This is a genomic window from Bordetella sp. (assembly GCF_057362025.1).
Genome location: NZ_JBMQQZ010000083.1, coordinates 83,815 through 96,600, shown reverse-complemented (window position 1 = coordinate 96,600; position 12,786 = coordinate 83,815). Strand labels below are relative to the sequence as shown.

10 protein-coding genes are annotated in these 12,786 nt (G+C 64.5%); 6 read left to right on the top strand and 4 right to left on the bottom strand.

Annotated features, from left to right (window positions below):
• Nucleotides 1–6: 6 nt before the first annotated feature.
• A complete protein-coding gene (locus ACO1P8_RS17800; protein ID WP_486297217.1) occupies nucleotides 7–1,080 on the top strand; it encodes an Ldh family oxidoreductase in 1,074 nt (357 codons plus the stop codon).
• Here the strand turns inward: ACO1P8_RS17800 and ACO1P8_RS17795 are convergent.
• Both ACO1P8_RS17795 and ACO1P8_RS17790 read right to left on the bottom strand, forming a co-directional pair.
• Nucleotides 1,058–2,032: a Bug family tripartite tricarboxylate transporter substrate binding protein gene (locus tag ACO1P8_RS17795; RefSeq protein ID WP_486297216.1), complete on the bottom strand. Its 975-nt coding sequence runs from the start codon at nucleotides 2,030–2,032 to the stop codon at nucleotides 1,058–1,060. The genes ACO1P8_RS17800 and ACO1P8_RS17795 overlap by 23 nt on opposite strands.
• Nucleotides 2,033–2,234: 202 nt before the next feature.
• Nucleotides 2,235–3,215: a tripartite tricarboxylate transporter substrate binding protein gene (locus ACO1P8_RS17790; protein WP_486297215.1), complete on the bottom strand. Its 981-nt coding sequence runs from the start codon at nucleotides 3,213–3,215 to the stop codon at nucleotides 2,235–2,237.
• 292 nt (nucleotides 3,216–3,507) lie between these two features.
• Here ACO1P8_RS17790 and ACO1P8_RS17785 point away from each other — a divergent pair, with 292 nt between their 5' ends.
• A complete protein-coding gene (locus ACO1P8_RS17785; protein WP_486297214.1) occupies nucleotides 3,508–3,909 on the top strand; it encodes a hypothetical protein in 402 nt (133 codons plus the stop codon).
• Here ACO1P8_RS17785 and ACO1P8_RS17780 read toward each other — a convergent pair.
• Nucleotides 3,870–4,115 (bottom strand): hypothetical protein, encoded by a 246-nt coding sequence (locus tag ACO1P8_RS17780; protein ID WP_486297213.1) that lies wholly within the window; start codon nucleotides 4,113–4,115, stop codon nucleotides 3,870–3,872. The genes ACO1P8_RS17785 and ACO1P8_RS17780 overlap by 40 nt on opposite strands.
• A gap of 425 nt (nucleotides 4,116–4,540) precedes the next feature.
• Between ACO1P8_RS17780 and ACO1P8_RS17775 the strand changes: the two genes are divergently transcribed.
• Nucleotides 4,541–6,046, top strand: a complete 1,506-nt coding sequence (locus tag ACO1P8_RS17775) for a tripartite tricarboxylate transporter permease (RefSeq protein WP_486297212.1) — start codon at nucleotides 4,541–4,543, stop codon at nucleotides 6,044–6,046.
• A 120-nt stretch (nucleotides 6,047–6,166) separates the two neighbouring features.
• On the opposite strand, the gene lhpI is transcribed toward ACO1P8_RS17775, so the two are convergent.
• Nucleotides 6,167–7,096 (bottom strand): bifunctional Delta(1)-pyrroline-2-carboxylate/Delta(1)-piperideine-2-carboxylate reductase, encoded by a 930-nt coding sequence (gene lhpI / locus ACO1P8_RS17770; protein WP_486297211.1) that lies wholly within the window; start codon nucleotides 7,094–7,096, stop codon nucleotides 6,167–6,169.
• A 403-nt stretch (nucleotides 7,097–7,499) separates the two neighbouring features.
• Here lhpI and ACO1P8_RS17765 point away from each other — a divergent pair, with 403 nt between their 5' ends.
• From ACO1P8_RS17765 to ACO1P8_RS17755, 3 genes are all read left to right on the top strand, one after another.
• Nucleotides 7,500–8,078 carry a helix-turn-helix domain-containing protein gene (locus ACO1P8_RS17765; protein ID WP_486297210.1) on the top strand — a complete coding sequence of 193 codons (579 nt, stop codon included), beginning with the start codon at nucleotides 7,500–7,502 and terminating at the stop codon, nucleotides 8,076–8,078.
• Nucleotides 8,079–8,316: 238 nt separating this feature from the next.
• Nucleotides 8,317–9,537, top strand: a complete 1,221-nt coding sequence (locus ACO1P8_RS17760) for an efflux RND transporter periplasmic adaptor subunit (RefSeq protein WP_486297209.1) — start codon at nucleotides 8,317–8,319, stop codon at nucleotides 9,535–9,537.
• The gene (locus ACO1P8_RS17755) at nucleotides 9,534–12,785 is read left to right on the top strand and encodes an efflux RND transporter permease subunit (RefSeq protein ID WP_486297208.1); all 3,252 of its coding nucleotides are present in this window, start codon (nucleotides 9,534–9,536) and stop codon (nucleotides 12,783–12,785) included. Before ACO1P8_RS17760 ends, ACO1P8_RS17755 begins: the two co-directional genes overlap by 4 nt.
• Nucleotide 12,786 lies beyond the last annotated feature (1 nt).

Here is a 12,786-nt window from a genome sequence, read left to right as displayed (position 1 = left end):
GAAGACATGCAGGCAGGCACCGAAACGCGCTATGACGTCGCCGCTACCCGGGCATTCGCGCGGTCGCTGTTCCAGGCAGCCGGATTGGACCAGGAAAAGGCCGTCGCGGTCGCCGACATCCTGGTGGAAGCGGATCTTATGGGCCACGTCACGCATGGCCTGGCGCTGGCGCCCATGTACCTGGACGCGCTGGCGGCGGGAACGATGCGCGCCGACGGCGTGCCGGAGGTCGTCTCGGATCGCGGCGCCTGCGTGACCTGGCGCGGCCTGCGCTTGCCGGGGCCCTGGCTGACCAGCCGGGCGGTGGACCTGGCGCTGGATCGCGTGGCCACCTATGGCACGGTCACGGTGGCGATTTCCGACAGCCATCACATCGGTGCGCTTGCCGCCTATTTGCCGCGCGCGACGGCGCGCGGCTACATGCTGATGATCGCCAGTTCGGTGCCTTCCGTGGCCGGGGTGGCGCCGCATGGCGGCACCAGGGCCGTGTTCACACCCAATCCCATCGCGGCCGGAATTCCGACCGGCACCGATCCCATCCTGCTGGACATCAGCGCATCGATCACGACGCTGAACCTGACGCGGCAGCTGGCCAGCACGGGGCGGTCGTTTCCGCAGCCGTGGGTGCAGGATGCGCAAGGCAATCCCAGCACCGATCCGGATGTGGTGCTGAACCAGGGCGGCACGCTGCTACCGGTGGGCGGACTGGACCATGGCCACAAGGGCTACAGCCTGGCGCTGCTGGTGGAGGCGCTGTCCACGCTGGCCGGCGTCGGCCGCGCCGACCAGCCCAAGGGCGTGTCGCTGTCGGTATTCATCCAGGCCATCGATCCGGCGGCTTTCGGCGGCAGCGCGGCCTTCGAGCGCCAGATGGACTGGCTGGGCGACGCCTGTCGCGCGGCGCCGCCGCGTCCCGGGGTGGAACGCGTCCGTTTGCCGGGGGAAAGAGGCCTGGCCTGCAAGCGCGACGCGCTGGAGCGCGGCGTGCCGATATCCGCGGACATTGCGCGCGGCTTGCAGGGCTGGGCCGACCGATACGGCCTGGCGATGCCCGAGGTCAGTCCTGGCGCATGCCGGTAGCCTTGACCACGGCGCCGAGGCGGGCGCGTTCTTCATCGCAGAACTTGACGAAGTCGGCGCGCGTGCCGCCGACGGGCTCGATGCCCAGATCGGTCAGGCGCTTGACGTTGGCCGGGTCCTTCATGGCCGCGTCCACGGCGCCGGCGACCTTGTCCAGGATCGCGTCGGGCGTGCCCTTGGGCGCGTGCACGCCGGCCCAGTGGGCGATCTTGATCGCCGGAAAGCCTTGTTCGGCCGCGGTGGACAGCTCCGGATAGGCCTTGATGCGTTCGGACCAGGTGCAGGCCAGCGCCTTGAGCTTGCCGGCACGGATCATGGGCAGTACGACGATGCTGGCCTCGGATGTGGCATCGACCTGGTTGCCGACGACGGCGGACACGGATTCGGAGCCGCTCTTGTACGGAATCAGATCGAGCTTCGCGCCGTAGGTGGTCGTCAGGATGCCTTCCACGAAGTGCGGCGTGCTGCCGGTGCCGGCGGTGGCGAAGTGCAGGCCATGGCCTTTCTTGGAAGCCTCGACGAAGTCCTTCAGGGACGAATACGGCGAGCTGGCGGGCGCCACGACGACCGAGGGCGCCAGTCCCACCATGGCCACGGGCACCAGGTCGCTGTCCTTGTACTGGACTTTGCGGATCATGCTGTTGGAAATCACGCCAGCCGCGCTGATCAGGAAGGTGTAGCCGTCATTGTCCGCGCGTGCCACGTAGTCGGTGCCGATGACCGCGCCGGCGCCCGGCTTGTTCTCGACGACGACATTGGCGTTCAGGTTCTTGGCGATGCCTTCGGCCGCGGCGCGGCCCAGCAGGTCATTGGCGCCGCCAGGCGCGAACGGAACGATGATACGGATGGGCTTGGAAGGCCATTTGTCATCGGCGAAAGCGATCTTGGGTGCGATGGCCACGGTGGCCATGCCGAATGCGGCCGTACTGAAGCGGCGACGGGAAATATCCATGAAAGTGCTCCTGGCAAATCTTCTTGTTTTGTAGTTATGGTTAATAGTAGTTATTGGTGGGAGCCGTAATTTAACCCATTGCACGGCTTTTACACGCCGCGGAGCACAGCGGGCCTTGCGGTGAAAACGGGCCGGCCATCCGGCGCACTACCGAGGGGCAAAATCCCCTGTGCGCGGGGCCGGCGATCCCGAAGGAGCGCGATCAGGAATCCTGTCGCATTCCTGTCGCCTTGACCACGGCACCCAGGCGCGCCCGCTCCTCTTCGCAGAATTTGACGAAGTCGGCGCGCGTGCCCCCCACGGGTTCGATCCCCAGTTCGGTCAGGCGCTGGACATTGGCGGGATCTTTCATCGCGTGGTCCACACCGGCGGCGATCTTGTCCAGGATGGCGTCCGGCGTGCCCCTGGGCGCGTGCACGCCCGCCCAATGGGCGATCTTGATCTTCGGGAAGCCTTGTTCGGCAGCCGTGGAGAGTTCGGGATAGGCCTTGATGCGTTTGGACCAGGTGCAGGCCAGTGCCTTGAGCTTGCCGGCGCGGACCATCGGCAGCACGACGATGCTGGCCTCGGACGTCGCGTCGACCTGTCCGCCGATGACGGCGGATACCGATTCCGATCCGCTCTTGTACGGCACGAGGTCCAGCTTGGCCCCATAGTCGGTGGTAAGGATGCCCTCGACGAAATGCGGGGTGCTGCCAGTGCCGGCAGTGGAAAAATGCAGGCCGCCGGGACTTTTCTTCGAGGCGTCGACGAAATCCTTCAGGTTGGTGTAAGGCGAACTCGCCGGTGCGATCACCACGGACGGCGCCAGGCCGATCATGGCGACGGGGACCAGGTCGCTATCCTTGTACTGGACCTTGCGGATCATGCTGTTGGAAATCACGCCCGCGCCGCTGATCAGGAAGGTGTAGCCATCGTTGTCCGCGCGCGCCACGTAGTCCGTGCCGATGACCGCGCCGGCGCCGGGTTTGTTTTCGACGATGACGTTGGCCTTGAGGTATTGCGCGATGCCTTCGGCCGCGGCGCGGCCCAGCAGGTCATTGGCGCCGCCCGCGGCGAAAGGGACGATGATGCGGATCGGTTTGGACGGCCATTTGTCTTCCGCATGGGCGATCCTGGGCGCAACGGCGATGCCGGCAAGTCCCAGGGCTGCCGCGTTAAGGCGGCGTCTCACGATATCCATGTATGTCTCCTCGAAGTCGTTCTTGTGTCCGGCGCACCGGCAGCCCGCAGGCGATCGGCGCGCGCCGCCATCGTCGAATGGATGCGGCCACGCCATTATCCGCCCGCATTGGCGATGCGCGCATCATGGAGAGCCCGCGCTTCATCGCGGCGTCTGCGTCCATGGGCCGCGGCGCTGACGCTCGATTGTTGATTTGGGCAATGATGTGCGACTTGTTACTTGAGTTGTCACATCAGATTCAGTGAGGTGCTCTCCGTTTTCGACACAGATGAGCCCCCCTTCAGGAGTCCACATGTCTTTTCGCGGATTGACGGCCGCTTTGCTGCTTTGCTCCTTGACCGCCTGCGCCAATATGAATGGCGGCGGCGAGGATAAGATGAGTATGTCCTATCTCAGGCAACATCTGGTCTCGAACCGGACGACCAAGGCAGACGTGGTGCAGATGTTCGGGCAGCCGAGATATAAGAACGAAGAGGCCAACGGCGCGGATTATTGGTCCTATTCCGAAGAACAGATCAACGGCAGGAACTATCTGACCGATGCCGCACAATATATTCCCGGGCTGGGATCGCTGGGCAACGCGGCGGTGCAGTCGCAAAGCAAGGGGCCCAACCGCGACCTGAATATTTTCTTCAACAGCAACGGCACCGTGCGTCAATTCAACACCAGTGGATCGACGGGAGCCGGTTCCTGAGCCTTGCGCACGGGCGGCGTCCGGACGGATGCCGCATCGGGCTGTTCAACAAGAACCCGCGCGAGCGCGAAGCTCCGCGGGTTTTCGTTTGCACGGGGCCGCCGGCCGCTGGCGGCGGCGATGGCGGAAGAAGGCGTGGGCGCGCCAATCGGCGCATAAACGGAATAGAGCGGCTTGCTGGAATCGCTGCCGGTGCCGTTCGCCATCGCTGCGCCTGTACTGGTACGACGGAAAAAACAGATGTCATCGAGACCTCGCACGCTGCGTAACGAGGCGCTGCGTATCTGACCGCATCCGGCCCGCCGCCATGCGCGGCGTTCACAGGCTGGAGGCGTGAGAGGTGTGCTCTGCAATGAGTCGTAGTACGAGATATCCCTAATATCCGGGGACGCGTGCCATCGATAACATCCCTGTCACTTAGATTTCATTCTTCTTTCAGGCGCGCGATGTAGCTCCATCGCCCACGCGCCTTCATCAAGCGATGCTTTCGGGACGGCCACGCACGCCTTCATCCCGCCTTTTTTCACAGCATCGCATCGTCCGTGCAAGGGACCCGCCAGCGCAGCACTTTTCGCGGCGCGGGACGCATACACCCGCGCGGCATAGCGCTACCCGCAAGGAGACCTCGATAGTGGAATTGCTGGAACACCTCTCACTTGGCTTTTCCGTGGCGTTCTCTCCGGAGAATCTGCTTTACGCCTTGCTCGGCTGCATACTGGGTACGCTGGTCGGTGTGCTGCCCGGCCTGGGCCCGGTGCCGACAATCGCCATGCTGTTGCCGATCACCTATGTGCTGCCGCCGGTCGCGGGCCTGATCATGCTGGCAGGCATCTATTACGGCACGCAATATGGCGGCTCGACCACGGCCATCCTGGTTAACTTGCCTGGCGAAACGTCGGCGGTGGTGACCACGCTGGACGGACACCAGATGGCGCGCAATGGCAGGGCCGGCGCGGCGCTGGCGTTGGCGGCGATGGGGTCGTTCTTCGCCGGCTCGGTCGCCACCGCGATCATCGCCGCGTTCGCGCCGCCGCTGGCGGAAGTCGCCTTCCTGTTCGGACCCGCGGAATATTTCTCCCTGATGACGCTCGGGCTGGTGGGCGCTGTCGTGCTGGCATCGGGCTCGCTGGTCAAGGCCATCGCCATGATCATCCTGGGACTTTTGCTGGGAATGGTCGGGACGGACGTGAATTCGGGCGTCGCGCGTTACGACTTCGGCATTCCGGAATTGCAGGATGGCATCGACTTCGCCATTGTCGCCATGGGCGTATTCGGCTTCGCGGAAATTCTGGCCAACCTGGAACTCAAGGACCAGCGCGTGGAGGTCGCGGGCAAGGTGGGATCGCTCTACCCGAACCGGCGCGAGCTGCGCGAGGCGGCGCCGGCCATCCTGCGCGGTACGGCGCTGGGATCGTGCCTGGGGATCCTGCCCGGGGGCGGGGCGACGCTTTCCGCGTTTGCCTCCTACACGCTGGAGAAGAAGGTATCCAGCGATCCGGGGCGCTTCGGCAAGGGGCATCCGGCCGGGCTGGCGGGACCGGAGTCGGCGAACAACGCGGGGGCCCAGACGTCCTTCATTCCGCTGCTGACCTTGGGTATTCCCGGCAACGCCGTGATGGCCCTCATGGTGGGTGCGATGACGATCCATAATATCCAGCCCGGACCGCAGGTGATGTCCAGTCATCCGGACCTGTTCTGGGGCCTGATCGTGTCAATGTGGATCGGCAACCTCATGCTGATCGTGTTGAATCTGCCGTTGATCGGGATCTGGGTGAAACTGCTGAAGGTGCCTTACCGCATCCTGTTTCCCGCCATCCTGATCTTCTGCACCATCGGCGTTTATTCGCTCAACTACAACGTCTTCGATATCTATGTCACGGCTGCGTTCGGCGTAGTGGGCTATATCTGGGCCAAGCTGAAATGTGAAGGCGCGCCGCTGCTGCTGGGCCTGGTCCTGGGACCGATGATGGAAGAAAACTTCCGGCGCGCGCTGCTGCTTTCGCGCGGCGACTTCATGACCTTCCTGCAACGGCCGATCTCCGCGGGGCTGCTTATCGCGACGGTGGCGCTGATCACGATCGTGGCCCTGCCGTCGATTCGTCGGGGGCGCCAGGAAGCGTTCGCGGAGGAAACCTGAGCCGGCGGGCATCGCATTGCAAATGCGTGACTCGCAAGCCCTGGCTCGGAGAACGGCATGCCGGCGCCCCAGGGCCTTGAAGAAGCCGCGAGGCGGCATCCCGGCACACCCGGGCTCGCCTCAACTGCCGGCGTACACCAGCATCGCGGCGGCCAGGTCTTCCGAGGCCGCGCCCACCGCCTTGTAGACGGTGATTTCCTCCGGCATGCGGCGCCCGGGATGCTGGCGCCGGCACAGCGCCTCCAGCGTGGCCAGCACGCGTTCGCGGCTGAAGACGCCGGCGGCGATGGGCGACAGCAGGTCTCCCGCTTTGTCCAGGGCTTCCTCGGTGTCGACGAACACCGCCGTATCGGCGAAGGTCGCGTCGTCGGACTCGCGCATGAAAGGCTGGAAGCTGCCGATCAGGTCGACGTGGGTGCCGGCCCGCAGGCATGTGCGCCGCACCAGCGGCTGTTGCGAGAGCGTGGCGCACGTGACGATGTCCGCCTCACGGACTGCCGCGTCCAGGTCCATTGCGACGTCCGCGTCGAAGCCGTCGGCCGTCAGCCTGTCGGCCAGGACACGCGCTTTTTCGGGATGGCGGTCCCAGACGTACACCCGGCGGATGTCGCGTACGGCCGCGTAGGCCGGTGCGAGGGCCGCGGCTACGTTCCCCGCGCCCACGACGAGCAGGCGATGGGCATCCTGCCGCGCCAGGAAGGACGCCGCCAGGGCGGATGCCGCGGCCGTGCGCCGCACGGTGATCTGGTCGCCGTCGATCAGGGCCAGGGGCACCCCGTTGGCGGCGTCGTATAGCGTATAGGTGGAATGCAGACCGGGCAGCCCTTGCGCGCCGTTGCCCGGAAAGATGGTGACGTGCTTGATTCCCAGGTAGCCGTCCTGCCAGGCCGGCATGATAAGCAGGCTGTCCTTGCCGCCTTCGCTTTCGCGCAGGATGTGATTGTGGCGGCGCGGCACCGTGCAGCCTTGAACGAAAATCCGTTCCAGGGCAGGGATGAGCCTGTCGAAGGGCAGGCGGGATGCGGTCGTGGCACTGTCGAATATCTGCAAGCTATCCTCGGAGAAAGCGCTGGGGAGAAAAAGGACGCACGTCGACCCGGGAGTGCCGTGGCGTCGATAAGTTCTGTCCGGCTGGCAGGGCGGCGGTAAATGCGCGCCGCTCTGCGGCAATGAATTATCGTATACGATAAAATTATTCTTTGTTAGATAATTTCATGATGGTTATCCCGGTATTGTCGGATCGGATGCAAAATATGCGTTTGCTAGAATCCCGGCGGCTTTTTCCCTTTCACCCGCCGCGGCGTCCCCGGCCGCCGCGCGGATACGAGGACGACGCGGTCGTACGGAAGTCTTTATGGATAGAGCGGTGAAATATGCGCGCACGGAAGACAGAACGAGTTCCGACGCGCCGCGCGGCGCAGCGGGTCCCGCTACGCCCCGGAACGATTCCGCCATGGGCGAAAACCTGCTGTCGCGCAAGCTGCGCCGGCTGCGGCGAGAGGCCCAGTTGACTCTCCAGCAACTCAGCGCGCGCTGCGGGATCTCCGTGTCCACCCTGTCCAAGATCGAAAAGGGCCGACTGTCGCCCACTTACGAAAAGATCGCTGCCCTGGCGCAAGGGCTGGACATACAAGTGGGCGAACTGTTCAACGACGAACCCCTGGCGGCACCGACAGCGCGCCGCAGCGTGACGCGGCGCGGGCAGGGGGTGATACACGCCACCGCGCAATACGATTACGAAGTGCTGTGCGCCGAACTGGCGCACAAACAGTTCGTCCCCCTGGTGGCGACCATCAAGGCCCGCACCCTGAAGGCATTCCCGGCGATGCTGCAACACGCCGGCGAAGAATTCATCTACGTCCTCCACGGCAAGGTCACGGTGCATACCGACCATTATCAACCGATGGAGCTGGGCGAAGGCGATTCCTGCTATTTCGACAGCACCATGGGCCACGCCTGCGTGGCCGGCGACGAAGACGCCCGGGTCCTTTGGGTCTGCTCGAACGCCACGTTGCCCAAGACACCCGAATAGCGCTTTGCTTCCGTGATCCGGCAGGCGGGGGCGCGCGCCCCCGCCGTGCCGCCGGCGCTGCGGCCAGGGCCCCGCGCTCAGCCGTCGGGCCACCACCGTTTGACGTACGGTTCAGTCGCGCGCGCATCCTCGTTTGAAGTCAGCGTATTCTGGTGCTGCGATGCAAGTATCCCGATGCCATCGGCCCGGCGGCCCTGGCGTCGGCCGGCGTACGTAGTGCCTCTCCGACGAGGTTCGCATGCACAGGCGCATCTCCGCGACATCGTTGTTGTTGCTGGCGTTGGCCAGTGCATGCCAGAAGGCGCCGGAGGCGCCCGCGCGCGAACCTGTCGCCGTGACCGTGCTGCCCGTGGCACAGCGCGATACCCCCGTCGATTTCGAGTTCACCGCCCAGACGCAAAGCTCGCGCGAGGTGGAAATCCGTGCGCGCGTCGATGGCTTCCTGGACAAGCGCGTCTACGTGGAAGGGGATCTGGTGCGCGAGGGCCAGACGCTTTTCCTTATGGACCCCAAGCCTTTCCAGGCCGCGCTGCAGACGGCCAAGGGGCAGCTCGCGCAGCAGCAGGCCCGCTGGACGGTGACGCGCCTGAACCTGGCGCGGGTGCGTCCGCTGGTCGCGCAGAATGCGATCAGCAAGAAGGATCTGGACGATGCGGTGGGCAACGAGCAGGAAGCCGCCGCCGCCGTCATCGCGGCGCAGGGGCAGGTGCAGACGGCCGAGCTGAACCTGAGCTACACGACCATCAAATCGCCGCTGAACGGCCTGTCCAGTTTCGCGCGGCAGCAGGACGGCAGCTATGTCACCGCGACCTCGCAAAGCCTGCTGACCTACGTCTACCAGGTCGACCCCATGTGGGTGAACTTCAGCATTTCCGAGAACGAACTCCTGTCCTATCGCGACCAGATCGACAAGGGACGGCTGCGCTTTCCGCCCCGCAGCCAGTTCGACGTATCCATCATCCAGGCCGATGGATCCGTGTATCCCCAGGTCGGCCATATCGACTTCGCCAATCCGGCCTTCAGCACGCAGACGGGAACTTTCCTGGTCCGCGCTTCGTTCGCCAATCCGGACGGCGTGCTGCGCCCTGGCCAGTTCGTGCGGGCGCGCGTGTCCGGCGCGGTCCGTCCCAATGCCATTCTGGTCCCGCAGCGGGCCGTATTGCAGGGATCCAAGAGCCATTTCGTCTGGGTCGTGGGCAAGGATGGCAAGGCGCGCGAGCGGGTGGTGGAGGTCGGCACGTGGCATGGGGATGACTGGTTCGTCACCGAAGGCCTGCAGCCGGGCGAGCAGATCGTGGTCGATGGCGCGATCCGCGTCACGCCCGATGCGCCGCTGAAGATTACGGCCGGAGGTGCCGGCCAGGGGGGCGCTGACAACGCCGGGACGAGGGGGAAGGGGGAAGGCGCATCGGGGACGGCACCAGGCAGCGGCAAGAATGCCGGTCCGGGGGCGAAATGAATATTTCGCACTTCTGCATAGACCGTCCGATATTCGCTTCGGTGATTTCCATCGTCATCACCATCGCGGGCGCCGTCGCCATGCTGGTGTTGCCGGTTGCCCAGTATCCCGATATCACGCCGCCGCAGATCACCATCAGCGCCACCTATCCGGGCGCCAGCGCCGACGTGGTGGCCAACAACGTCGCCGCGCCCATCGAGCAGCAGGTCAATGGCGCCGACAACTCGATCTATATGAATTCCTCCAGTTCCTCTACGGGGAACCTCACCGTCAATGTGTTCTTCGAGATCGGTACCAATCCCGAATTGGCGCAGGTCGATGTCCAGAACCGCGTGAACCTGGCCCTGCCGCAATTGCCGCAGTCGGTGCAGGCCCAGGGCGTGCAGGTGCAGAAGAAGTCCTCCGCCTTCATGATGGTGCTCGCGATCTATTCGCCCGACCAGCGCTACGACGCGACCTATATCGCCAACTACACCAACATCTATGTACTGGATGCCATCAAGCGCATTTCGGGCGCCAATCAGTCGGCCATCTTCGGCACGCCCGACTACGCCATGCGGATCTGGCTCAAGCCGGACCGCATGGCGCAACTGAAAGTGACTGCCGCGGACGTGCAAAAGGCGGTGACGAACCAGAACGAACAATTCGCGGTGGGACGCATCGGGCAGTCGCCTACCGCCGGCCCGGTCGAACAATCCTTCGCGGTGACGACGCGTGGACGCCTGACGGACCCGACGGAATTCGAAAACATCATCATCCGCGCGGCCAGTAGCGGTGCCGCGATCGTGCGGCTCAAGGATATCGGCCGCGCGGAGCTGGGCCAGAAGGATTATTCGATCCGCAGCAGCTACCAGGGCAAGCCCGCCACGCTGATGGCTGTGTATCAGCAACCGGGGGCAAATGCCCTGGATGTTTCGAGGCAAGTCCGCGCGACGCTGGCCCAACTGAAGAGCAGCTTCCCCGAGGGCCTGGAATACAGCATCGCGATGGACACCACCGAATTCACGCGAGCGTCCATCAAGGATGTCATCAAGACCTTTTTCGAGGCACTGGTGCTGGTGGTGGTCGTGGTGTTCGTATTCCTGCAGAGCCTGCGCGCGACCCTGATCCCGATCATTGCGGTGCCGGTATCCATCGTCGGTACCTGTGTCGGCATGCTGGCGCTGGATTTCTCCATCAATATGCTGACGCTGTTCGGCATGGTGTTGGCGATCGGTATCGTCGTGGACGATGCCATCGTGGTCATCGAGAACGTCGAGCGCAATATGACGGAGCACAAGCTGGACCCGAAGGCGGCCGCCAAACGCGCCATGGACGAAGTCGCCGGCCCGGTCGTGGCCATCGTGCTGGTGCTCTGCGCAGTGTTCATCCCGGTGGCATTCATCGGCGGCATCACCGGCCAGATGTACAAACAGTTCGCCATCACCATCGCGATCTCGGTGATTATCTCCGGCGTGGTGGCCCTGACGCTTTCGCCGGCGCTGGCCGCCCTGCTGCTGCGTCCGGGACATCACGAGAAGAAAGGATTCTTCCGCTGGTTCGAACGGTTTTTCAGCCGGATGACGGAGGGCTATACCAACGCCGTGAAGTGGATGATCAAGCGCCTCGCGGTGGGGCTGATCGTGTTCGCCGGACTGGTGGCGCTGGCCGTCGTCATGATGCGCATCCTGCCCACCTCTTTCCTGCCGCCGGAGGACCAGGGTTATCTGCTGGGCCAGGTGATCATGCCCGACGCGGCCAGCCTGGATCGCACAGGGGCCGTGTCGCGGCGGGTCACGGATTACTTCCTCGATCAACCGGCCGTGGGAAGCGTGGCGATGGTGGACGGCTATAGCCTGCTGGATAGCCAGAACAAGAACAATGCCGCGACATTCTTCATCGGCTTCAAGAGCTTCGAGGAACGCTACTCGTCGGAGAATATCCGCACGCAGAATGCCAGGGCCGTATTGCTGCGCGCCTACGAAACCCTGTCGCGCGTGCAGGAAGGCATCGTGCTTCCCGTGAACCCGCCCTCGATCCCGGGCTTGGGCACCACCGGCGGCACGGAAGTCTGGATACAGAGCCAGGGCGACGCCACTATCGCCCAGATGGCCGCGGTGGTGCAGGAATACATCGCCAAGGCGCAGGCGCGGCCGGAGCTGGCGCGCGTGACATCCACCTTCAATGCGTCGTCCCAGCAATTGCTGGTCGACGTCGACCGCGACAAATCCGAAACACTGGGCATCCCGGTCGAGGAGGTCTACAGCGCGATGCAGACCATGTTCGGCTCCCTGTATGTGTCGCAGTTCAACCGGTCCAGCCGGCTCTGGCAGGTGATCCTCCAGGCCGATGCGTCGTACCGCCTGCGGCCGGAGGACCTGTCGCAGATCTATGTGCGCAGCAAGGCCGGCGATATGGTGCCGCTCAGTTCGATGGTAAGGACGCGCTACGTCACCGGCCCGGACCTGGTGACGCGCTTCAATAATTTCCCGGCCATCAAGGTGACGGTCAATGCCGCACCCGGCTTCAGCAGCGGGCAGGTGATGCAGGCGCTGGAGGAAACGGGCGCGCAGGTGCTGCCATCCGGCTACACGCTGGGATGGAGCGGGGAAGCGTATGAGGCCAGGAAGGCGGGCAATACCTCGATCCTGGTCTTCGCCTTCGGCCTGGTCATGGTGTTTCTGATCCTGGCGGCCCAGTACGAAAAATGGAGCCTGCCGCTGGGCGTGCTGATGACCGTACCCTTCGCGCTGTTCGGCGCGCTGGCGGCAACGCTGTTGCGCGGACTGGAAAACGATGTGTATTTCCAGATCGGCCTGACCATGCTGGTGGCACTGGCGGCGAAGAACGCAATCCTGATCTTCGAGTTCGCCGTGTTGAATCGCCAATCCGGCGCATCGGTGTTCGATGCCGCGGTCCGGGCGGCCAACGAACGCCTGCGTCCCATCGTCATGACGTCGCTGGCCTTCATCCTGGGCTGCGTGCCGCTGGCGCTGGCCACGGGGGCTGCTGCCAACAGCCGGCATTCGATCGGGACCGGCGTAATCGGCGGGATGCTGGGCGCGACGGCCATCGCCGTCTTCTTTATTCCCATGTTCTTCTACGTCCTGGAAAAATTCTCGGAACGCAAGAGCGACGATAGCAAGGCACCCGAGCCGCCGGCGCCGCAGGGCTCATCGCCCATGCCTTCCGGTGGCTCGCCGGTTCCCGGCGCGCATGGCGCCGCCAGTGCCGGGCTGCGGCCGTCCGCGCAGCGGGAGGAGGAATGAT